This is a genomic window from Rhodothalassium salexigens DSM 2132 (assembly GCF_004341375.1).
GTDB classification, from domain to species: Bacteria; Pseudomonadota; Alphaproteobacteria; order Sphingomonadales; family Rhodothalassiaceae; genus Rhodothalassium; species Rhodothalassium salexigens.
The window spans coordinates 66,560-91,729 of the sequence record NZ_SLXO01000012.1 but is presented as its reverse complement, the minus strand read 5'-3'; the positions used below and the strand labels follow the sequence as shown (position 1 = coordinate 91,729).

Annotated in this window: 4 protein-coding genes; all 4 read right to left on the bottom strand. The window is 73.5% G+C overall.

The window, feature by feature from the left end:
- Nucleotides 1–159 precede the first annotated feature (159 nt).
- The 4 genes from EV659_RS13290 to EV659_RS13275 are packed head-to-tail and all read right to left on the bottom strand — an operon-like array spanning nt 160 to nt 25,170.
- Nucleotides 160–987, bottom strand: coding sequence for a 4'-phosphopantetheinyl transferase family protein (locus EV659_RS13290; RefSeq protein ID WP_132709381.1), 828 nt, complete (start codon nt 985–987; stop codon nt 160–162).
- A complete protein-coding gene (locus tag EV659_RS13285) occupies nt 987–1,541 on the bottom strand; it encodes a hypothetical protein (RefSeq protein WP_165878909.1) in 555 nt (184 codons plus the stop codon). Before EV659_RS13285 ends, EV659_RS13290 begins: the two co-directional genes overlap by 1 nt.
- Nucleotides 1,538–9,358 (bottom strand): non-ribosomal peptide synthetase/type I polyketide synthase, encoded by a 7,821-nt coding sequence (locus tag EV659_RS13280; RefSeq protein ID WP_165878908.1) that lies wholly within the window; start codon nt 9,356–9,358, stop codon nt 1,538–1,540. Before EV659_RS13280 ends, EV659_RS13285 begins: the two co-directional genes overlap by 4 nt.
- A complete protein-coding gene (locus tag EV659_RS13275; protein WP_132709378.1) occupies nt 9,355–25,170 on the bottom strand; it encodes a non-ribosomal peptide synthetase/type I polyketide synthase in 15,816 nt (5,271 codons plus the stop codon). The genes EV659_RS13280 and EV659_RS13275 overlap by 4 nt, the downstream gene beginning before the upstream one ends.

The window sequence follows — 25,170 nt, the reverse complement described above, 5'->3', positions numbered from 1 at the left end:
CCCTCAAGGCCGGCGATGTCTTGAACAGCGCCTCAGCGGCGCCGTGGGGTGCCTTCTATAACCCACCCCCAAACCCGTCAACAGGTTTTTCATGCGGCCGAGACTTTTTCAGCGCGAGCGGCTCAAAACGGCTGAAAACCGCGCCTTTGAAAGCAGCATTCAGGCTGCACCGGGGCGGCTGCGAGGCGGATCGTTGGGCGACCATGCGAGCGCCATCGGCGGCGCGCCGGGCGGAGTCACCGATGCCACCTGCCAGCGTCGTCCCGCGAACACCACCGTCGACTGCCAGGCCACGCCCGTTCGGGTATCGGGGCGGGCCAGACAGAGGGCCGCCGGGTCGCCAGAAAAGCCGAGCCCGGCCGCTTTGAGCACCGCTTCCTTGCGCCGCCAGATCTCGAAAAACAGGCTCGCCCCCGCATCCGCTTGCGCCCCGGCGATAGCGAGGGCGGCCCGTTCCCCCGGCGCGAACACCTGGCGCGCCATGCCGTCCCGGTCGTCGGCGGCCAGGACGCGGTCGGGTTCCACATCGACGCCCACGACGCAGCCCCCAGCCAAAGCGCACGCCACCCAGCCGTCCGCGTGCGACAGGCTGACGTCAACATGGTCCGCCCCCGGCCAGGTAACCCGGGGTTTGTGAAACGCGGCCGCATCGAACCCGAGCGCCCCCGGCGCCACACCGAAAAACGGGCCCAGAACATGCCGGACCATGGCCCGCCCGGCGACGAATTCATCACGGTTGGCGGCGAACAAATACCGCGCCGCCCGGGCGCGTTCGGCCGGTGTCAGCGGCGCCGAGCGCGCTGCTGTGGCGACCGCAGGATGCCCAATCGCCCCATAGAGCAAGACCATCGCCCCGGCGCGCAGCGATCGCGCCGCCTGGACGGCCGTTTCGCCCCTCCAGCGCAGGGCAATCCACTCGCCCGGGGCCGGCGAGCGATGCGGCCCGTCGGCAACGGGTTGGCAGACCGGCCCCGGATCGCTGCCCATCAGGCCACCGACGGGGGGCCGGCGCCCGGCTCATACGGGCCATAAAGACCGAAACGATGCTGCTGGTCCGGCTTGACATTATTATAGACCAGCGGAAAGCGCAGCGGCCGCAGCTCGAACTCGGCGAAGCTGGCCAGCAAATCGCTCTCGCGCTCTCGGGGGAAGGTGACGAACAAATCCACCGGCCCGTGCGCCCGGCTGGCTTTCAAGGCCAACTCCACCGGGCGGCGCAAGGTCGCCGCGGCCTGGAACACGGGGTCAAAAATCATCGCGTCGAAGACCGCGTCGATGGCGGTCGGCGCGTTCAGATCGAAGCGCCTGAACCCGGGCAGAAAAGCGAACCGGGTGTCGATGTCCAACGCGGCGACCGTCCGGCCCCGGCGATGCCACTCGGCAGCCAATCGCGGAGTGCACAAACAGCAGGGCGCGCGATACCCGTCGAGCGCGTCGGCGAGCCGGCGCGCCGTCCGGGCATCGTAGAAAAACTGCCCGATATGAAAGTCGGGCGGCACAAAGGCGTCGTCGCGGGCCACATGCGGGGTGAACCAGGTCACAGTTCGAACGCCTCCTGCATTTCGGGGTCGACGGGCTCGCGCCGCCCGGGGCGTTCGCCGGCGTCGGACGCCTGCAACGGGCAGACGCCGGCGCTCAACACAGTCGCCAAATGGGTGGCCAAGTCGCCAGCACGCGGATGGTCGAACAGGTCGGCAACCAGCAAGGCGCTGCCGAGGCGTTGGTTCAGCGCCGTGACGACCCGCGCGGCAAGCAACGAGTCGCCGCCTATGGCGAAGAAATCGGTATCCGCCGTCAGCGCCTCCAACCCGATGAGATCAGCCCAGACAGCCAGCACCGCGTCCAACAGAATGGCAGGGTCGGCGGTCGACACACCCGGAGAGAAGTTTTGGTCAGGCACCCGGATCAACCAGTCGTGCGTCGCCCCCGCAGCAACCGCCCCCGCCACCGAGCCCAAGGCAACCAGCAACGCGTCCAGATCGGCCGCGGACCAGCGCGACGCGGTCACCATCACGGTCGGCAGGGGCGCCGCCGTGGCGCCCGCCCCGCCGTCACCGGTCGCCTCGACGCCCGCCCCCGCCGCCTCGGCCAAGACGAGACCGGCCAGCGGAAGACCGGCCGCCCGCAGTGCCGCGACCCACGGTGTGGCGGCATCGCCGGCGGCGGCGAGACCGGCCATGTTCACGAACGCCGCCCCCGGTGGCCCCACGGTGCGCGCCGCCTCGGCGAGCGCCGCGCTCAGCGCTTCGGGATGCGCGCAGTCCAGACGCCGGCCGGAGGACAGCGCCAGCCCGCCCTGCCAATCGAGAAACATTGCGCCCAAACCGCCGCGGGCGCCGCCGGTCAAGGCGTCGGCCGTGGGGCCGGACCCGGCCCGTGCCCGTGTCGCCACCGGTCCGTCCAGGCCGACCAGCAACGCCACCTTGGGGCCGGCGGGCGCGTCGCCAGCAACGGTCCACCGCCGCCACCAGCCGCCGCCGACCAAGGCCGCCCAAGCGATCCCCTCGTCCTCCGCCACATTGGCGAGGCTGTCCATTAGCGGCGCCAAGGGGCCGGACGATGCCTCTGCGCCCATGTCGACGATCAAACCGGGCGCCGGATGGGCCTCGACCCAAGCCTGTGCCAACGCCCCCGCCTGCCCCGGCGGCACGCTCGCGCCGCCAAATCCCGCCCCGACCAAAGCGAGCGGGCGCGGTGGCGCCGGCGATGACGCGCCGGGCTCGGTCTCAGGCTCGGTGACGGCCGCCGCCAACACCGCCCGCGCTCGCGCGACGAACGCGGCGTCGGGAGCGGGATCGGCGATCACCAACCCAAGCGGCGCAGCACCGCCATCCGTCGCCGTCCCCGCCGTCGCTGTCGTTGTCGCCCGGGTCAGAGCCGCGCGCAGCGATGCCGGGTCCAACGGCCGGCAATCGGCGGGATCAATGCCCCACGACACCGGCAAAGGCCGCTCGGTCAGCCATAGCCAGGACCGGCCCGGCGCACCCGCCGGCCCGGGCGACCAGCGCTGCCACAGCCAGCGCCGCACCACCGCGCCGGTGTCACCGGCGGCACCTGCGGGCGCCGTCCCGCCGTCGCCAGGGTCGGCCGCCAAAGGCCGAGCGGTGACCGCAGACGGCGCCCCGGCACCCGCTGCCCGAGCCGCGCCGACGGCCTGACCCCAGGCACCCCCCCGCACTCCGCCCGGGGGCGCAGCGGTCTCCGCCCCGACCGGCCAATGGCGCTGTCGACGGAACGGATAGCCGGGCAAGGCTAGCTTGCGCCGCCCCTGGCCGTCCGCAGACCCCAGCGCCGCCACTGGCATCCCCCGACACCACAACCGGCCGAGCCGGTCGAGAAGGCCCACCCGAAGGTCACCGTCGCGCGCGGACAGAGCCAGCGTATCGGCCTGGATCGGCGCGAATTGTCCCGCGACCGCCCGGCCCGGCCCGAGATCCCAGCCGAGCACCGGCCGGTCATCGGCCAACCGGCCGAGCCCGTCGCCCAGCGCCATGGACTCGACCATCTGACGGGCCCAATAGGCCGGATCGGTCGCCTGCTCCGCGGTCAACCAATCGCCCGTCAGGTTGGACAGGCAAGGCCGGGCGGGCGGCGACAGCCGCTCAGCCGCCAACAGGCCGGCCCAGGCCTCGGCCGCCCCGGCCATCGCCGGTGTGTGGAACGCATGGGCGACAGCCAGCCGCCGGCAGCGCACGCCGGCCTCGGCCAGCCCGGCCGCGGCCGCGGCGACGGCGTCCGCGTCGCCGGCCAGCACGCCTTGCGCCGCCGGCCCGCGCGACACCCAACGGCAGGCCGCGATCCGATCCCCCGACACCCCGGCCGGGTCGGCCGCCACGGCGAGCATGGCGCCGGCCGGTGCCGCGGCCATCAGCCGACCGCGGGCGATCACCAAGCGCAGTGCCACCGCCCGGTCGACCAATCCGGCGAGTACGGCGGCGGTGAACTCGCCCAGGCTTTGGCCCACCAGCCGATCGGGCCGCACGGCGTGATCGGCCAGCAGATCGGCCATGGCCAGCGCGTGCAGGAACAACAGCGGCTGCGCCATGGCGGTGTCGGACGCCAGGGCAGCGGCATCCGTGCCGCCCTCGAAGGCCGCACGAAGCGGTGCCGCCGCGCCAGCATCAAGCGTCGCCAACAGGTCGGCCACCGTGCAGCGATAATGGGCGAAGGCGTGGTGGACGCGCGATATCTGCGCCAGATCCGCGCCGCCCTGGCCGGGCAGGAAGAACACCAGCGCCGGCGGCGCACCGGGCACGGCAGCGGCATCCGCGCCGAGCCGGTCGAGCGACGCCACCAGCCCGGCCCGACCGCCGACCGCATAGGCCCGCGCAGGCAGACGCCGCCGCCCGCGGTCGAGCGTATGGGCGATATCGGCCAGCGATGCGTCGCCGGCCGCCACCCGCGCCCCGATCGCCGCGCCATAGTCGGGCAGATGGGCCGGCGTCGGCGCCGACAGCAGCAGCAGGGCCGGCGGGTCATCGGCCCCGGTCGCCCGCGGTCCCGGTGACGCCGCATCGGGCGCCTTGGGGCGGCCACGCAGCACGGCATGGGCGTTGGTACCGCCGATGCCGAACGAACTGACACCGGCCACCGCCTCATCCCCGATCCGGCAATCCAACGGTGTGAGCCGCGCGGCCACCCTTAAGGCGGGCCGGTCGGCAGCCGGCTGCGCATAACCGCCGCTGGGCGGGACCCAGCCGGTCTCGATCACCCGCACCGCCTTGATCAGACCGGCGATCCCGGCGGCGGCGTCCAGATGGCCGATATTGCCCTTGACCGCACCGACCAGCGGCGCCGGCGCCGCGTCATCGCCATCCGCCGCCGACGCCGCCGCGGTCGTCCCGAACAATTCGGCCAGGCTCGCCGCTTCGAGCGCGTCGCCAAGCGCCGTGCCGGTGCCGTGGGCCTCCACATAAGACACCGCTGCGGCCGCAACCCCGGCCTCGGCCAAGGCGCGGCGGATCACCGCGCTCTGCCCGGACGGGCTCGGGGCGGTGAAGCCGGCCTTGTCGGCACCATCATTGTTGACCGCCGAGCCGGCCAGAATGGCGCGCACCGGATCGCCCGCGCGCGCGGCCCGGTCGGCGCGGCGCAGCACCACGACGCCGGCGCCGGCCCCCTTGACCGTGCCGTCGGCGTCAGCGTCGAACGGTCGGCAGCGGCCGCTGCGCGCGGCAATATTGCCCTCCTGGTAGACATAGCCGCGCACCGCCGGCACATCCACGGAGGCCGCGCCGACCAACGCCGCGTCGCACTCGCCCGCCTCGATCGCCCGGCGTGCGGCGTGCAGCGCCACCAGCGCCGACGAACAGGCGGTATCCACGGTCTGCGCCGGTCCGGTCAGCCCGAAGCGATAGGCGATCTGCGTCGCGGCGAAGCTCTTGTCGGTGGCGATCGCCAACTGCTGCGGGCCGTAGCGGGCATAGAGGTCCGGCACACCGGCGAGCAGGTTGAGAAAGAAGCTGCTGCGGCTGACGCTCATGAACACGCCGACCCGGCCGGTGTCCGGCCCGCCGGGATCAAGCCCGGCATGGGCGAGGGCCTCCTCACACAGTTCGAACAACAGCCGGTTCTGCGGGTCGAGCATCTCGGCCTCGCGCGGGGTCAGGCCGAAGGCGGCGGCGTCGAGGGCCTCGAACCCGATCAACAGCCCGCGCGCCTTCACATAATCGGGCGCCGCGATCTCCTCCGCCGTGGCGCCCGCGGCGCGCAGGCGGTCGTCGTCCAAGGTCTCGATCAACACACGGCCGGCGCACAGATGATCCCAGAAGGCGTCGGCGTCGGCGCTGCCCGGAAAGCGCCCGGCATAACCGGTGATCGCCACCGGCGGCCGACCGGTATCGGCCACCGCCAAAGCCCCTCCGGTCGCCGCGCACGCGGGCGCAGCCCCCTCCGTCGCCGCCGCCTCGCCCGCCTTAGCCTCGCCCCCTGGCCCATCGTCCGCCATCCCCTGCCAATGACGCGCCAGGTCTGCGATGGTGGGATGGTCGAAGAAATCGGCCACCGGCACCGTGCGGCCCAGCCGCGCGCTCAAGCGGCGCTGCACCTGCATCAAGTGCGCCGAGGTGCCGCCGACTTCAAAGAAACGGCTGTGCTCGGTGAAACCGTCATGGCCCAACACGGTCCGCCAGACCTCGGTGAGCGTGGCCACAAGGCCCGACCGGGGAACACCGGCGTGCGGGCGCGGGCTGCGGACATCGGCGGCCAAGGCGGCCAGATCCACCTTGCCATTGGCCGACAGCGGCAACCGATCGCGCCAAAACAATCGCCGCGGCACCATGGCAAGCGGCAGCCGGTCGGCGATGAACGCCGCCACCTGGTCTTGAGACGGCTGCGGCCCGGGCTCGGCCACCAGCCAGGCGTCGAGCCCGCGGCCCTCCTTATCGGCGGCCACCGCCGCGGCGGCGATCCGGGGGTGGGCGCGCAAGGCGGCCTCGACCTCGCCGGGCTCGATGCGCACGCCGCCGATCTTCACCTGGCGATCAACACGACCGGCATAGATCAACCGACCGACCTCGTCGCGCCAAACCCGATCGCCGGTGCGATAGAGCCGGGCCCCGGGGTCGGCGCCCTCGGGGACCGGGCGGAACCGCGCCGCCGTGAGGGCTGGATCGCCCTCATATCCCTCGGCCAGCGCCACCCCGGCGATGCACAATTCGCCAACGCCAAGCGGCGGCATCCCCCGCCCGGCGTCATCCAGCACCATGAGCCGGACGCCATGGGTGGGTGCGCCCAGATGCACCGGCCCGGCGCGGTCGAGGCTGACCCCGGTCACCGCGATGGCCGCCTCGGTCGGGCCGTAGAGGTGCAGGAGTTCGGCCCCCAGCCGGTCGAAAAAGCGGGTCTTGAGGTCCGGCGTCAGCGCCTCGCCCCCGCACATGACCAGGCGCAACGTGTCCAGATCCGCCGCCCCCGCCGCCAGCACATGGTCAAGCATCCCCGGCACCAGATGGATCACCGTGATACCGCGCTCGACGATCAACCGGCGCAGCGCCACCGGATCGCGATGGGCGCCCGGTGCCGCGGGCACCACGCAAGCGCCGGCCATCAGCGGCCAGACGATTTCCTTCAACGACACGTCGAAGCCCAGCGGCGCCTTCAGGCATAACAAATCGTCGGGGGTCAACGGCCAACGGTCCTGCATCCACAACAGATTGTTGGCCATCGCCCGATGGCTGAGCAGCACCGGCTTCGGCCGACCGGTCGAGCCCGAGGTGAAGAAGATGCAGCAAGGGGCGTCCGGCGACACGTCGGCGGGCGGCGCCGCTGCGGGTGCCGCCGGCGAGCGGTCGAGCCCGCCGCCGGCATCCACCGGCACCCATGTCACCGCCTCAAAACCGGGCACGGCCCCGAGGTCGGCCACCGGGTCCGGCTCGGTCACCGCCCAGCGCGCGCCGACCGCCTGCACCATATGCCGCTGGCGGTCGGCCGGCAGCTCGGGCTCGACCGGCACATAGACGGCGCCGGCGCGCAGAACGCCGAGCAACGCCACCACGCTCAGGGCCGACCGGGCCAACCGCACCACCACCCGGTCACCCGGCCGGACACCCGCGGCACCGAGCGCGGCACACAGGTCGGCGGCCGCGCGGTCCAACTGGGCATAGGTCAGCGCCCGTTCGCCATCGTCCACCGCCAGGCGCGCGCCATGCCGGTTCACCGCCGGCGCGACCAGACCATGCAAGGTCGTCGTCGGCGGCGCCGGGGCGCCGATGAGCGCCGCCGCACCCGGATCGTCCTCGACGCCCGTTCCCGGCGCCGCGTCTGCCACCGGCTGCCCGATCCGCCCGGCCAGCGTCGCAACCGTCGCCACGAAAGCGTCGAGCAGGGCGCGCGCCGCTGGCTCGGCGATCCGGTCGCGCCGTCCCTTGAGCACGGCCACCGGCCGACCGCCGCGATGCTGAACGAACAGGGCCAAGGTGTACTTTGCCGCCGGATTGTCCACGGTCAGCGTCTCGATGGTCAGGCCCGGCAACGCCATCAGGCCGACCGCCGTGTCTTCCAGGGCGAACAAGGCCTCGAACAGCGGCATGTGCGGCTCGGCGCGTGCCGGGCGGACCAGGTCGACCAGGCGTTCGGCCGGCACATCGGCCCGGGCGAGCCCCGCCACCGTCGCCTGGCGCACCCTCTCCAGCAATTCGGCCACGGTTTGTTGGGGGTCGAGCCGCAGACGCAGCGGCACCGCGTTCAGAAACGGACCGATGGTCCGGTCCAGATGGGCGTCGCGGCGCATGGAAACGGGCGTGCCCACGGTCATGTCATCCTGCCGGCTATAGGCCCAGAGCGTCAGCGCATAGGCCCCCAACAGCAGGTGGAAGTCGGTGAACCGGCCCCGGTCGGCAAGCGCCCGGCGGGCCCGGTCGAGCGCGGTGGGATCGAGGGCGGCCTCCACCACCAGACCGGCAAACGGGCCGGCGTCGGCATCCCGGCCCGGCCGTGGCAGCCGTAACCCCAGACGCGGCGTGAACCCGGCGAGCGCTTCGCACCACGCCTGTTCCATGGCCTCCTGATCCGCCCCCGCCGCGCGGTCCGACTGCCAACAGGCATAGTCGCGGTACTGACGCAGGAGCGGTGCCATCGCCTCGGGCGCTGCGGTTTCCGCCCCCCTTTTCGCCCCCGCCTTCGCCCCCGTCCTGACCCGGGCTTTGGTTCCGTCGACGCCTGCCGTGCGGCGGGCATAGGCCGCCTGAAGGTCGGCCACGAACACCGCGATGGATTGGTCGTCGGAGACGATATGGTGCAGATGCACGGCCAAGACGTGCCGCCGTTCGTCCTGGATGTAGAGCGCCAGGCGGGCGTGCGGCCCGGCCATCAGGTCGAACGGTTCGGCGCCGGCCGCGCGCACATGGGCCAGAACCGCACGCAGCCAGGTTTGGGGATCGTCACCATCCGCCACCCGCTCGGCCGCATGGACGTCAAACGGCAGATCGATCGGCCGCGCCATCTGGACGAAACCGTCGTCGCGCTCTTCGAACCGGGTGCGCAGAACCTCGTGGCGGGCGACCACGTCTTCGGCCGCAGCCTGCAAGGCGGTGCGGTCGAGCGCGCCCTCAAGGAGAAAGGCCGAACTGAGATTGTAGGCCGCCCCGGCGCCGAACAGCCGATCGAGAAGCAAAAACCGACGCTGTTCGAAGGACGCCGGCGCGACCCGATGGGGGTCGGCCACCGGCACGGGCGCCGGCGCGGCGGTACCCGTGCGGGTGAGCAGTGCCAGGATTTCGGTCTTATGGGCGCGCACCCGCTCACGCAGCGGCTCGGGGAACGCCTCGGCGTCGGGCGCCTTGAAGCGAAGCCGGCCGTCCTCGACCCACAGGCGCACGCCGCGTCGGGCCAGTTCGACGATCAAACCGGCCGCACTCACAATTCGCCCTCCACCGCCGCCCGGGTCGCCGCGCCGTCGATGTCGGCCGGCGCGCCCGCCGTTTCGACCATCGCAGCGGCCACCGCGACCAGTTCCGCTTGGTCGGCCAGGGTCGGCGCCTCGAAAACCAGACTGATCGGCACGTCCACCCCCAATTGCCCCTTGAAGGCGATGACCAGCTTGGACGCGCTGAGCGAGTCGCCGCCGAGCGCGAAGAAATCGGCGCCCGGCGCCACCGGGGTCTCGCCCAGAATGTCGGTCCACAGGGCGGCGACACGCGCCTGATCGGCATCAAGCTCGGCAGACGCCGCGACGGTCTTGGGCGCGCTGAGCCGGCGGAAGGCGGCACGATCGATCTTGCCGTTGGCGGTCAGCGGCCACCGCGCCACCGGCAGCACGGCAGCGGGCACCGCATGGGCGGCGAGGCGCGCGCGCACATGGGCCAACAGCCCCGCCGAGTCGAACACCGGCTTGGTATCGGGCACCCGCGCCACGATCACGTCGAAGCCGAGCCGATCGGCGGCCGACCCCTCGGGCGTCACCAGCGCCAACGCCTCGAAGCCCGCGCGGCGCAGCTCGTCGTCCCATTGCCGGCGGTCGAGCAGCGCATGGTCGGGGCGCAGGTCGGTGTCTCGGGCACTGTCGAAGCCCTGCTGCAGCCCCATGCCCAGGTCGAAGAACGGCCAGAACCGGGTTTCTTCCACCATCACCAGCACGCCACCGGGGGCCATCACGGCGAACAGGTGCCCCAAGGTGCGGCGAATGTCCGGCACGGCGTGGACAACGCTTGCCGCCAGCACCAGGTCGAAGGCGTCGGCCGGCACGCCCTGAACGCCCATGTCGCGGTCCAGGTCCAGCAGGTCGGTCTGCACCACCGCGCGCGCGTCGAGAGATCCGCGTGCCTTCTCCAGAAAGAACTGGGACACATCTGTGAACAGGTACTGCGCCCCGGCGTCGAACAGGTCGACCACCTGGCGGGTCAGGGTGCCATAGCCGGCCCCGACCTCCAGCACCCGCGGCGCCTCGGGGCCGGTCGGCAGAAGCGCCGCCAGCGCCGCCCGCACCCCGGCATAGGCGGTGGCGAAATGGCGCTCGTAAGCCTCTTCCATGCCCGCCGCCGCGTAAAGCTCGCCCGAGTGGCGCCGCCCGGTCAGGATGTCGGCCAGCCACGGTTCCGCCTCGGCCGCGGGCGGCGACGGCAGCGACAACGGCGCGGGCGGGCGGGCGTAACCGCCGCCGGCCTCGCGCAGCAGCCCAAGCCCGGCCAGATGGTCGCAGGCACGGGCCAGCCAGCGGCGGTAGCGCGGCTGAAGCCCGGCATGCGCGCGCGCCTCTTCGACCGTCTGCCAGCGGTCCACCGTCTGAAACAGGTCGAGCCGCTCGAACGCCGCCAGCACCGAGGCGGTGTAGGTCTCGGTCATCTCGTCCAGCAGCGCCGCGAGCGTGGCGTCATCGGGAGCGGTGCGCGCCGCGTCGCCATGGCCCGCGAGCCCGGCTCGCACCGCCGCCGCCACCGCCTCCGCGCGAAACGCGACCGCGCCGTCGGACCGCACCCGACGGAGGCCCGCCATCGCCTCCGATACATAGCCCGCCAGACGCACCACCTGACGCCCCTCGGCGTCGCACTCGGCGACCACCAACGCGCGGTCGACGCCGGGATGGCTTTCGAGCGCGGCCTCCACCTCGCCCAGTTCCAGGCGGTTGCCGCGGATCTTCACCTGAGTATCCTCGCGGCCCAGAAACTCGATATCGCCCGACGCCATGCGCCGGCCCAGGTCGCCGGTCAGGTAGAAACGCCGGCCGTCGCACGCCCGGGTGACGAAGCGCCGGGCGGTTTCCGCCGGGTCGCCGTGATAGCCGAGGGCAAGCCCCGCGCCGGCGATGGCGATCTGTCCGGTGACGCCCACAGGCCGCGGGGCGAGCGCCCCGTCGACCACCACCACCTCCTGGCCCGGCAAGGCGCGGCCATAGGGAATGCTCGCCCACGCCGGATCGACCGCGCCGATCTCATAGGCGATCGACCAGATCGCCGCCTCGGTGGCCCCGCCCAGCGAGACAATCCCGGCGCCCGGCGCCAGCGCCCGGACCCGGTCGGGCAGCGGCACCGGCACCCAGTCGCCGCTCAGCAGACACAATCGCAGGCTATCGAGCGCACCGCGCCCGTCCGCCTGCCACTGGTCGAGGAACAACCCCATCAGCGCCGGCACCGAGTTCCATACCGTAACCCGCTCTTGCGCAACCGCCTGCCCCCACTGCGCCGGATTGATCGGCCCCGGGCCCGGTGGCGGGATCACCAGGCACGCGCCGGCCGCCAGCGTGCCGAACACGTCATAAACCGACAGGTCGAAGCCCAGGGACGACACCGCCAGCAGCCGATCGGCCGGGCCCACGGCGAAACGCCGGTTGATATGGACGATGGTGTTGGCCGCCGCCGCATGGCTGACCGCCACCCCCTTGGGAACCCCGGTTGAGCCCGACGTGAAGATCACATAGGCCAGCGCGTCCGGGTCGTCTGGGTCGGCCGCATCGGCGGCGCGAACATCGCGCCGTGTCGCCACCGCCGCGACCGGCGGCGGGTCGGGCACCAACACGCAGACCCGGGTGTCGCACACCGCCGCCTCGGGCTCCGATGCCTGGTCCGACACCAGAACGCTAACGCCGCAGCGGTCGAGAAGATCGGCCCGGCGCCGCGCCGGCAGGCTGGGCGTCACCGGCACATAAGCCGCATCCACCAGATGGATCGCCAGCATCGCCACCACCGCGCGCCAACCGCTGGGCAGATGCAGCCCGACCCGGTCGCCGGGTGCCACGCCGGCGTCGCGCAGGGCCTCGGCAAAGGTGCGCGCTTCGGCCACCAATTCGCCATAGCGCAGACGGCGATCCGGCGCCGCCACCGCGCACGCCACCGGATCGGCCGCAGCGGCGTCCAACACCATCCGGTCGAGCCGACCGCGGATCGCTTGGGCGTCGAGGGCGCCTTGCGCTTCCTGGTCCGTCGCCCCACCCGCACCGGGGCCCGCGCCAAGGTCATCGCCTTGATCCGGCGGGCGCGCCGGGGGCGGCCGGTCGAGCCCGTGGCGGACCACCGACCGGGCGATGGCCGCGAACCGGTCGGCCATGGCGGCGAGCGTCTCGGGCGCCAATGCCTGAGCCACGCTGTCCCAGACCACCTCGACACCGCCCTCGCCCGTGGGCCAGCAAACGCAGTCGAGCGCTGCCTGCGAGGTAAACGCGACGCCGGCCATCGGGCGGCTGAAATCGATCACACCGGGGCGCGCCGTCGGGCGGTCGTCGGCGCCGGGCGCGCGCTCGGTCAACAGGCTGGTGAACACCACGGGCATCAGCGCGTCGCCGACACGGCCCCGAACGCGCGCCAGATCGCGAACCACCGCCGGACCACCATAGGCGCGGTGGGCGTAACCGGCCAGGACCTCCGCCTGCACCGCCCGCGCGGTCTGCACCACCGGGCACGCCGCCTGCGCGCGCACGCCAGCCAGCACCGCCGAGGTGAAGTTGCCCACCACCGCGTCCGCATCGGCCAGATCCACCGGCCGGTCGTCGATGGTCACATTGACGGTGAAGTCCGGCGCCGCGGCGAAATCGGCGAGCGTCAGCGCAAACACGGTCAGCAACAATGCGCTCGGCGTCACGCCCCGCTCTCCGGCGCACTCGGTCAGCGCGGCCCATGCCGTGCCGTCCAACGACAGCACCGGCGTGCGCCGGCTCTCGGGCGCCTCGATGGTGCCGAGGGGCCGGGCATAGGGCAGAGCGGGAGCGTCCGGCAGCGTGGCCAGCCGCATCTGCCACCACGCGCGCGCCGCCGGCCGATGCGCTGCCGACCAGCGATCCCGGGCCGCCACCGCGTCGGCCAGGCGATGGCGCGGCGGCGGCAACGCATCGCCGGGTTCATCGCCCCGCCCCAACGCAGCATAAGCCATGTTCAGGTCGCGCTCCAGGATCGCCGCACTCTGCCCGTCCAGGATGATCGCCTCGACGCTCAGATGCACGCGCGTCCGGTCGTTGGGCAGCAGGGTCAGGTGAATGTCGAACAGCGGCCACCGGTCGAGTGCCGCCCGTCCCGCCTGCAAGGCCACACGCCGCGCCTCAAGCGCCTCGGCCTGCGCGTCGGCCGAGGCTCCGCGCAGGTCTTCAATGCCTGGCACGAAGGCCGGCGGGTCGGCCAGGATCTCCAGCCCGGCATCGGTGATCACGCTGCGCAGCGCGTCGTGCCGGGCGATCACCGCATGCACCGCGGCGGCGAAGCGATCGGGGTCAAGGCCCGCCACCTCAACCTCCAGATACCCGCGCGTGCCCGACCCTCCGAGCGCGAAGGCGGTACTGCGCCCCAAGCGATAGGCCGCCTGCAGGTCCGATAAAGCCAGCGCGCCGCCGGGCGCGGGTACCGCCGGCTCGCCGGCCGCGCCGGTGGACAACGCGGACGCCGCGACGGACCGCGGCGCCGACGGTGGCACCGACCGCGGCTCGGGCGACACCTCGGGCGGCAGGCTCGCGCTATGGGCGAGCATAGCGGCCACCGCTGCCGGCGTCCGGCCCTCGACGACCCAGGCCAGATCGACCGGTCGGCCGAGCGCCGTTTCGAGCCGGGCGGCAAGCCGGGCCGCGCTCAGCGACGTGCCGCCGTGGGCGAAGAAGTCGGCGTCGGCGTCCAGATCCGGTCGCGCCAGCACATCGCGCCAGGCCGCCAACACCGCGGCCCGCAGCGCCCCCGGCGCGGTCGCCTCAGCCGACGCCCGGGGCTGGGCCTGGGCATGTTCCGGGGCCGCGGCTTGTTCCGGGCCCTGTGCCGGCACGACCCGGGCCGGGGCATCCGTCGGCGCCGGCGCCGCTGGCTCGGCCGCGCCGGGTGCGCCGGGTGCGCCGGGTGCGCCGGGCAGCGCCGCCACATCGAGCTTGCCGGACCGGGTCAAGGGTAGCGCATCAAGCAGACCGATCTCGCCCGGCACCATCCAGCCCGGCAAGGCGTGTCCGAGCCGGTCGCGCAGCGCCGCCCCCAGACCGTCGCGCGCGGCGTCCGCGGTCGGCACCACAAAGGCGCGGACCACGGTCTCGCCGGCGGCGGTTCGGCCCGGCACCACGGCGGCCTCGGCAACCCGCGCGTCGGCCACCAGGGCGAGGCGGATCTCGTCGAGCTCCAGGCGCTGGCCGCGCAGTTTCACCTGGCGGTCGCGCCGGCCGAGATAAAGGATCTGGCCGTCCGCCCCCACCGCGCCCAGATCGCCGGTCCGGTAAAGCCGCGCCCCCGGCGGTCCCGCCGGGTCAGGCCGGAACGCCGCGGCCGTGGCGCCCGGTCGGCCCACATAGCCCCAGCCCACCGCCACGCCGCCGATACAGATCTCACCCGCCGCGCCGGCGGCCACCGGATCGAGCCAGGCGTCGCGAACACTCAATCGTACACCGTCGATGGCGGTCCCGATCGGCACCCGCGCCGGGACCTGCCCGCGCCGATGCTGCCAACACGACACCTCGATGGCGGTCTCGGTCGGACCATAGAGATTAACCAGAGCGGCCGGATGATCGGCGAAGCGGTCCTCGAACGCGGCGAGCAGGTCGGGCGTCAACGCCTCGCCGCTGAACGCCAGCAGCCGCAGCGCCGACAGCGCCTGGGCATCGGCGGCCTGGACGAAGGCCGGAAACGCCGATGGCACGAAATGCGCCACCGTCACGCTGCTCTCAGCCATGGTCCGGGCCAGCCGATCGGGACGCTTGTGGGCATCTGGTGCAGCCAGAACCAGCGTCGCGCCGGCGGCGAGCGGGGTCAGCAGTTCCCACAACGACACATCGAAGCCGAGCGGCGTCTTCTGCAACACCCGGTCGTCCGGCCCCACACCGAACCGGCGCACCATCCAGGCGACCCGGTTCGCCAACCCGCCATGGGTGTTGACCGCGCCCTTCGGCTCGCCGGTCGACCCCGAGGTGAACAGGATATAGGCCGGGTCTTCAAGGCCCGGCGCCGGCGGCAGCGCCGCCTCGTCGACCGGCGGCAACCGGTCGGCCAGGAGCACCGGTATCGCCGGCTCGCCGGGCAGACACGCCACCGTGTCGCTGGCCGCCAACACGATCTCAACGCCCGCCAGGGTCATCATCGTGGCGAGGCGCGCGGCCGGCAGGTCGGGTTCAAGCGGCACATAGACCCCACCGGCAGCCAGAATACCCACCACCGCCCCCGGCAGCGCCTTGCACCGGGTCATGCACAGCCCGACCCGGCCGTGGCGCGTCAGCCCGGCCCGGTTGAGCGCCGCCACCACCACCGCCACCTCACGCGCCAAGTCGGCATAGGCCCGTGCGGGGCCGTCGGCCAGTCGATACGCCGGGCGTCCGGGGCCGGCCGCACACTGCCGCGCAATCAGCGCCGGCACGCTTTCAGCGGCCGGGTGGTCTGCGCCAACGGGCCGAGCCGGCGGCACGATCGCCGGATCGACGCGATCCCGCTGCCCCACCCCGCCGGCCAGTTCCGATGCCAGATCGGCGGCAAAGCGGGCCATGGCCGCGGCGGAAAACAGATCGGCGCGGTATTCGAGCGCCGCCTGCCAGCCGGCCGCCGTCCGGGTCACCCAGACCATCAGATCGTATTGGGTATGGCTGCGCGACACCGGAACCGGCCGGACATGGAGACCGGGGCCAAAATCGGGCGGGCATTCGCTCGCCACGGTTTCGGCGATCAGAATGGTGAACGGCGGCCCATCGGGCACGGCCTTGATGCCGGCGCTGGTTGCGGCGATGGGCGGTCGCAGCCGGTCGAGCGGCAAGTCCTGGATCGCCTGGGCGGCTTTGAGCCAGGCGTCAACCGCCGCCGTCGTGTCGACCAAGGCGGCCCCCGCGGGCAGCGTCACGCGCACCGGCAGGCCGACAGCGAAACAGCCCACCGTGTCCACATGGCCGGCAGCGACCCGCCCGGCGAAGGCAGCGCCCAGCGTTACATCGCCACACCCGGTCCAGCGACCGACCACACGGGCCAGCGCCGCGGTGACGGCGGCGAAACCGGTGGCACCGGCCGCCTGAGCGGCGCGCTCGATCCCGGCACGCGCCGCCCGGTCCAGGGGCACCGGCTGCTCGGCCGCCGCGAACCCGGGTCTGGGCGCCGTCGCATCGGACCGGTCGGGGGTCAGCCGGGCGGCCACCGCACCGTCGAGCCGGGCGCGCCAGGCCGCCGCCTCGGCGTCGAGATCGCGGGCCAGATCGGGGTCGGCGAGCCGCGCCGCCTGCGCCGCGACGAAATCCGCATAATCGGTCGCCGGGGTCGGCGGCGTCTCGGGCGCACGGTAGGCGGCGGCCAGATCGTCTAACAGCCGGTGCAGCGACAGGCCGTCGGCGACCAGATGGTGTAGCGCCACCCACAACCGATGACGCCCCGGGGCCTCGGCCCACAGCGCCGCGCGGATCATCGGCCCGGCCTCGGGCTCGGGCACCGGCAGCGGCGCCTGATGGTCGGCCGCTGCCGGCAGGGACATCAAGGACGGGGCGGCCGCCAGCCGCAACAGGGACGGCGCCGCCACCGGCGTCAGCATCGGACCATCGGCGCCGTGGGCCAGCCGGGTCGCCAGAATCGGGTGGCGGGCGACCACGCCGGCGAACGCGGCGGCCAGACGGTCGGTGTCCAGATCGCCATCGATCTCCATCACATAAGGCAGGACGAAGGCGGCCGACGGATGACCGCGCGCCAACAGATAGGCGAACGCCGCCTGCTGGGGCGACAGCGGCCGGTTGCCCGACGGTGCCGGGCGCGCCGCCACCGGCGCATCGGTCTGCGCCAGCGCCGCACACAAGGCGCCCATGCGCGGCTGTTCGTAGACGCACCGGGGATCGACCGCACGACCGAGCGTCCGCTCCAGCGTCGCACACAGCCTGAGCACATCGAGCGAACTGCCGCCGGCGGCGAAGAAATCGCTGTCGGGTCCCGGCGCGTCCCCGCCCAGCAGACATTGCCAAGCCTCGGCCACCGCCGCCGCCAGAGTGCCCGTGCCCGCCTCGCCGGCCCGACCGGCCCTGTTGGCCTCGGTTGTCACACCACCCTCGTCGGGCGCGTCCGTCTTGGCCACCGCGCCCGACGATGTGCGCCGATCGCCGGCCACGGGCGTCGTCGGGCCGACGAGCGGAACCGCGACAGCCGCCGGCGGGTCGATCCAATGACGCTGCCGCTCGAACACGGTGAGCGGCGCCTCGGCCCGGGCGACGCCATGCCAGACCGGGCCGTCGGCGCTGGCGCCCGGGTCGGCCGCGCCCAACGCCCACAGCTGGCCGATCGCGTCCATGGCCTCGACCGGGCCGCGGGCCAGCAGCGCCAATGCCGCCGGACACCCGGTCGCCAGCGTCCGGCGCACCAACGCCGCCAACCCACGGCCCGGCCCCAGGTCGAGCACCGCCCGGACCTGCGGGTCGAGCGCCGCCAAGGCGTCGGCGAAGCGCACGGGCTTGACGATCTGTGCCAACAAATGGTCGCCCTCGGGCGCGCGATCGGCGGCCAGGGCCGTGCCGGTCATCGTCGACAGCACGCCAAGCCGCGGCGGTGCCATCGACAGCGCGGCAACCGCACCGCCCAGCCGCTCGACCGCCGGTTCCATCAGCGGCGTGTGGAACGCCCGGTCGGTGGCCAGACGCACCGCGGCGATGCCGGCCGCGTCCAGACCGTCGGCCAAGCGTGCCACGGCGGTCGGCGTACCGCCCACGGTAACATCGTGGGGGCCGTTGTCGGCGGTGATCCACACGTCGCCGGCCAGCAATGGTCGTACATCGTCGGCACCGGCGGCGACCGCGAGCATGGCGCCTTCGGGGCATGCAGCCATGGCCGCGCCGCGCGCGACGGCGAAGCCCAGGGCTGCATCCAGGTCCAGCCCGCCGGCCAGATGCAGCGCGGTAACCTCGCCCAGGCTGTGGCCGATCAGCGTATGCGGGCGGATGCCCCAGTCGGCCAGCCAGCGCGCCACCGCCACATGCACGGCCATCAGCGCCGGCTGGGCAATGGCGGTGGCCGTCAGCGCGGCATCGTCGCCGGCGGCCACCAGCGCGGTCACGTCCGGGCCGCCAACCCCGACCAACCGCACCGACACCGCCGCCAGATGGTCGGCAAAGCCGGTCTCGGCAGCGGCCAGCGCGGCCACCGGCGCCAGCCGTGCCGCCCCCTGCCCCGGCAGCAGTAAGGCGACCGATGCCGCGTCCGGGTCGCAAGGCATCTGCCACATCGGCAGATCGTCGGCGCGGAGACGCGCCGCCAGCGCCGCGCCGTCGGTGTCGCACAGAGCCGCCCGATAGCGGCCCGGTCGGCGCGCCGTCGCCAGGGTCCGGGCGATCCCCGCCGGGCAGGCGCCGGCATCCAGCCGCCCGGCCACCGCGCGCGCCATGGTCCGGGCGGCGGCTCGGGTGCTGCCGCTGACCAGCAGCGGACGGCTGGGCGTGGTGGCAGCCGGTGCGATGCCGACCGGTGCCGGCGGGGCACGCAGCACCAGATGGGCGTTGGTGCCGCCAATGCCGAACGCGCTGACACCGGCGCGGCGCGGCGACCCGGCGTCGCCGGGCTGGCCCGGCCAGGGCTCGGCTGCGGCAACGACGCGAAACGGGCCACCGTCGAAATCGATCTCGGGGTTGGGCCGGCGATGATGCGGCGTCGCCGGCCAGACCGCGTGGCGGAACGCCAGCAGCACCTTGACCAGCCCCGCCAGCCCGGCCGCCGCGTCCAGATGGCCCAGATTGGCCTTCACCGAGCCGAGCCCGACGGCCCGCCGCGCTTGACCATCGAACGCCAGATTGAGTGCTGCCACCTCCACCGGGTCGCCGACCGGCGTCGCCGTGCCGTGTCCCTCCACATAGGCGATGTCGCCCGGGCCGACGCCGGCGTCGGCCAGCGCCGCGGCGATCACCGCAGCCTGACCGTCCACCGACGGCGCGGTGAACCCCACCTTGCGCCGACCGTCATTGTTCACTGCGCTGCCGTCGATCACGCCGTGGATGCGGTCGCCGTCCGCCAGCGCCGCGGCCAGCGGCTTGAGCAGCACCATCACCGCCCCGCCCGAGCGGACGGTCCCGGCGGCGTCGGCGTCATAGGCCCGGCAATGGCCGTCCGGCGAGCCGATGCCACCGGGCTCGTAATTGTGGCCGCCGGTCTGGGGCAGGGCCAGGCTGGCCGCCCCGGCGAGCGCCATCTCGCACTGTCCGCCGCGCAACGCCGCACAGGCCTGATGCACCGCCACCAAGCCAGTGGAACAGGCGGTGTCCACGGTCAGTGCCGGCCCGGTGAGCCCGAAGCGATAGGCCAATTGGGTGGCGAAGAAGCTGGTCGCCGCCCCCTGGCGCGCCTTGACCGGCCCCAGTGCCGCCATAAGCGCGGTGTCGGGTGCGATGTGGTGGTGATAATAGGTCTCCGGTCCGGCACCACAGAAGACCCCGACCCGGATACGCGCGGGGCCGTCGACGGCCGCGTCGAGCCGGTCGGGACGGCAGCCGGCGTCGTCGAACGCCCATTGGGCGGTTTCCATCAGCAGGCGCAACTGCGGGTCCATGAGCGACGCCTCGCGCGCGCCAAGGCCGAAATGGTCCGCGTCGATGCTGTCGATCGCGTCGACCACCCCGCGCACGGGAACGAAACCGGGGTCGTCGAACAGCGCCGGATCGAGTCCGGCGGCGCCCCAGGCGTCCCGGTCGAACCGGGTCAGCGCCTCGCCACCGTGGGCAAGCAGATCCCAGAACCGCTCGGGCGTGTCGATGCCGCCGGGCAGCCGCAGGCCCAGACCGATCACCGCCACCGCCCGGCGATCCTGCCCATCGACAGGTTTCGGGGTCGGGGTTGCGGCCGGGTCCACCCTTGGGCGGCTGGCCAGATGTTCGGCCATGGCGCGCACGGTGGGATAGCGGAAGAAGTCGGTCAGACGAAGCTCGGCCGCACGGCCGCCGAGCGCGACGCAGTCGGCCTTGAGCCCGGCCAGGGCCAGCGAATGGCCGCCGGCTTCGAAGATGTTGTCGGTGGCGCGCAGGTGCGGCAGGGCGAACCGCGCCCGATAGCGGGCCAGCAGCCGCCGTTCCAGATCCGCGGGCGACGCCTCGATCCCGGGCGACGCGTCGGCCAGCCCGGGCGGCGCGTCGGCGTCGGGCTTGGCGCCGTCGACACGCGCGGCGAGAGCCGTGGCATCCACTTTGCCCGCCGCGGTCAAGGGCAGCGCCGGCAGCAGGGCGATGTGGCGGGGCTGCATATAGCCCGGCAGCGCCGTGCGCAGCGCGTGGCGGATGGCGTCGACATCCACCGCCGCGCCGGGATCGGCGACCACCGCCAGGGCCGGCACGGTCAACGCCACGCCCGACGGCGTCTCGCACAGGCGCGCCTGCGTCACGCCCGGCACGGCGGCGGCAACCGCCTCGATCTCCTCGGGGTCGACGCGGTGGCCGCGCACCTTGATCTGGCGGTCGACCCGGCCGGCAAACAACAGCCGACCGTCGGCGTCGACCCGCGCCCGGTCGCCGGTGCGATACAGTCGGCCGCCATGTCTCGTCGGATCGGGCACAAACGCCCGCGCGGTCTGGGCCGGCCGCCCCAGATAGCCCCGTGCCAGCACCGGCCCGCCCAGATAGATCTCGCCGGTACCGCCGGGCGCCACCGGCCGCATCCGGTCGTCGAGGACCTGCACGGTCCCCATCCCCAAAGGCGTGCCCAGAGAGGCCGGCGGATCGTCGGGCCCGAGCGCGCACAAGGTGGCGCCGATGGCCGCCTCGGTCGGGCCATAGCCGTTGAAGAAGCGCCGACCGGGCTGCCAACGAGCCAGCGCCGCCGGCGTGCAGGCCTCGGCCATGGAAATCACCGTGCGCACGCTGGCATAGGGGCGCTCGGGCAGTGCGGCCAGAACGCTCGGCGGCGCAGTGATCACGGTGACCCCGGCGCGCTCGATCAACGCGGCGAGCGCCGGGCCCGGCAACCGCGCCTCGCCGGTTGCCAGGCACAGGTCGGCACCGCTGTGGAGCGCCATGAGAATGTCGGACAGACTGGCGTCGAACGACCAGGGCGCCAGTTGCAGGACCACGTCACCCGGGCCAAGGCCGATGGCGCCCGCCTGGGCAATGGCGAAGTCGGCCGCCCCCCGGTGGCTTCCCATCACCGCCTTGGGCGTACCGCTGCTGCCCGATGTGGCGATCAGATAGGCCAGATGATCGGGGGCCACCGGCGGCAAGGCGGCCAGGTCCACCGGCTCGCCGGCCAGCAAAGCCGCGGGGTCGGCCACCGGCGGCCCACCGGCGCGGTCGCTGTCTGCGACCACCAACGCGGCGTCGCAGTCGGCCAGGATCGTCGCCGCACGCGCCGCCGGACCCCGCGGGTCCAGGGGCACCACGACCGCACCGGCCAACCAGATACCAACCATGACCGCCAAGGCGTCGGGCCCCGGATCGGTCATCAACGCCACCGGGGTTTCCACCGTCACCCCGCGCTCGATCAGCCCGCCGGCGACCCGCCGGGCCCGATCCAGGAGCCTGTCGACCGGGACGCACCGATCGTCCGCCAGCACCGCGCCGGACGGCGTCAAAGCCGCCCGTCGCACCAGGTCGACCAAGGTGTCGGGGCCGGCGGACGGGGCCGGGGTGCGCGCAGGCGTGTGCCTGGGCGCCCGATCCAACACGGCATCGGGCTGGGCTGCGACAACCGCGTCCAGGCAGTCGGCCAACCGATCCGCCAGCAGCGGCGCCGACGCCGGCGCGAAGGCGCCGGCACGCAGATCGAGCGCGGCGGCCATCGTGTCCCCCGCGGCTACCGCCATCAGCGATAGATCGTAAAGCGATGCGCCGGGTTCTGGCGGCAGAGGCGCCACCGCCCAATCGCCCAGCCGTGCCGGATCGCCGCCCGGTTGTCCCCGCCCGAGCATCAGCGATGCCGCGCCAGCCGCCGCTGCCTCCGGCGCTTCGAGCGCGATCAGAAACCGCGCACCGGGCAGCGGCAACGGACAGCCGGGCACCGGCCGCAGCGGCAGGGCGGGGCCAGCGCCGCGCTGCGCGGCCCGAAGCGCCTCGGCCACCGCCGCGACCAACGTCGCCCGGTCGCTTCCAGGCGCCAGGTCGGCCGCAATCACCCCGGTCTCGATGAAGCAGCCGACCGCCCGGTCGCGCAGCGGACCGTGCATGTCCACCGGCGTCGCCACCGGCACGCGACGGTCGCTGGTCAGGCGCGCCAGGAACAACTGGTAGCCTGCGGCCAGCAGGGCGAAGGGCGTCACACCGGCGGCGGCCGCCGCGCGCGCCAACCGGCCGCCGAAATCGGCGCCCAGCGGCACCACCGCGCGGTGCAGCGCAAATGGTGCCGCCTCGGGCGGGGGCGCGGCGCCGGGCCGCGGCGACGGCAGCGCGCGCCAGCGCAGCGAGCCCGGCCGCGCGCCCGCCGACCCGCGGCAGGCCGCGCCATAGGCGTCGCCCAGAGCGACAAGCACACGACCGAGAGCGGGCATGTCGAGGGCGATATGGTGCGCGCGGATCGACAGCAAATCGCCCTCGTGCGCCCGATAGAGCTCGATCCGCCAGGGCGGGCAATGGCGGATATCGAGCCCCTGAGGCGCGGCCGACGCGTCGGCCAACAGGCACTGTTCGATGCTCAGATGGCGCGCCTCGTAGACGCGCAGACAGTGGTGCGGCGCGTACCTGCCTGGCCGCGCCCGAAGCGTGCCGTCCGCCGCTTCCTCGAAGCGCGCGGTCAGCATCGGGTGCGCGGCCGCGACCCGGGCCACGGCATTGGCCAGCGCGTCGGGATCGGTGGCGGCCAGCGGCCGGGCCCGCAGGTGAATCTGGCCGACACCGCGGGCGGCATCGCTACGCGCGCTGTGGTAGAAAGCGCTCTGCACCGGCGTCAGGCATCGGTCGCCGTCAGGGGCCGAGGCGGTCGCGCCACCGGACGGCACCACCGGCGCCCGGTCGACCAGCCGCGCCAGGTCGGCAACGCTCGCCGCCGCCAGGATCGCCACCGGATCGACGACCACACCGCGTTGGCGCTCCAACGCCGCGGCCACAGCGACGGCGCGGACCGAATCGAGCCCCAAGGCCACCGGATGGCTGGCACCGGAAAGCGGCCTCTCGCCGACCGGCAAATGAGCGGCCAAAAGCGCGATCAGATCCGCATCCACCGTATCCTTGGGCCGGCGCCGACGCACCCGGGTGGCGCGGCGCAGGGTATCGTCGCGATGGGCCGCGAGACAGAGCGCGCGCGCCACCTTGCCGCTCGACGTGCGGATCAGGGCGCGCGGCCGCACCGCCACCACCTGGTCGACCCGGCATCCATGGGCGGCGGCGACCGCCGACGTCATGGCATCCGCGGCCTCGCCCGACAGCCGCTTGCGCCCCGCCGCCAGTTCGGCGAACAGCCACACCACCCCGTCGCCGTCCTGGACGACGGCCGCGGCGGCGACGCTCGGCGTCGCGGCCCGGGCGGTCTCTTCCAGGTCTTGCGGCGCCAGATTCTGGCCGTTGGAGATCACCAGATCCTTGCGCCGACAGACCGGCACCAGATCGCCCGCATCGGTCATCAGCCCCAAATCGCCGGTCAGGAGATAGTCGGTGCCGTCCAGCCGCACCCGATCCACCGGGCCATGGCGGTAATGCCCGCACACCGACGGGCCGGCGACCGCGATCTCGCCGACCCGGCCGGCACCCAGAGGCGCGCCCGATGGATCGACGATGCGCAGATCCAGCCCCGCGGCCACCGGCCCGCAGGCGACAAGCGGCCGGTCGCCCGTGGACGCGGTTGCCCGCGCAGCCTCTGCCCCCGGGGCGGCAATCGCATCCGTCCAGGCATCGGTCGGCAGCGACACGGACACTGGCCCGGCAGCGCCGTTCCGCCCGCCGGCGACGAACAGCGTCGCCTCGGCCAAGCCATAACAGGGCAGAAACGCCGCGCGCCGGAAGCCGCACCCGGCAAACCGGTCGGCGAACCGGTCGAGGGTCTCGGCGCGCACCGGCTCCGAACCGTTGAACGCCACCTGCCAGCCGCCGAGGTCGAGACCGGCGCTGTCGGCCTCCGACACCCGCTCGACGCACAGCCGATAGGCGAAATCGGGACCGCCGCTGGTGGTGGCACCGAACCGGTCGATGGCCTCAAGCCACACCGCCGGCCGGCGCAGAAACGACGCCGGCCCGGTCAGATAAGCCGGAATTCCCAGGAACAGCGGTTGCAGGATATTGCCGACCAAGCCCATGTCATGAAAATGCGGCAACCAACCGACGAACACCGTGTCGGGGCCATGGCCGAACGCCTCGCGGATCATCCGCTGGTTGGCCAGGATCGGCCGGTGCGCCACCACCACACCCTTGGGCGCCGCCGTCGAGCCCGACGTGTATTGCAGAAACGCCGGCGCGTCGGGGGTCGGCGCGGGCAAAACCGCCGCACCGGCGTCGGCGGCGTCCCCGCGCGTCCAGACCAGGCAGGCGTCGGCGCCGCCGCCGATGCCCGCCCGATCGAGCACCCCATCGAGCCCCCCGGCCACGCCCGCGTCGGCGACCACGGCGCCCGCCACATCGGCGTCGCCGGCAATCGCCAGCAGCCGGGCCCGATCGCCAGCCGAACGCGGCAAGGGGCTCGGCACCGCCACAACCCCGGCGCGCAGGCAGCCCAAAAAGACTTCAATGAACCCCAGGCCCGGGGGAAACACCAGCAGCACCCGGGCCCCGGGTCCAAAGCGCTCGGCGACGGCAGCGGCCGCAACAGCGCTGCGCCGGTCCAGAGCGGCGAAACTCAGCGTGTCGGTGACCCGGCAGCGATGGTCGAACGCCGCAAACGCCCGCGCCGCTGGCGTCTCATGGGCCCAATGGGCCAGCGCGTCGATGATCGTATCCCACTGCAT

Bases quoted from the DNA above. Each gene is read 5' to 3' on its own strand.
- EV659_RS13290 (WP_132709381.1), bottom strand. From the start codon at position 987: ATGGGCAGCGATCCGGGGCCGGTCTGCCAACCCGTTGCCGACGGGCCG.
- EV659_RS13275 (WP_132709378.1), bottom strand. From the start codon at position 25,170: ATGCAGTGGGATACGATCATCGACGCGCTGGCCCATTGGGCCCATGAG.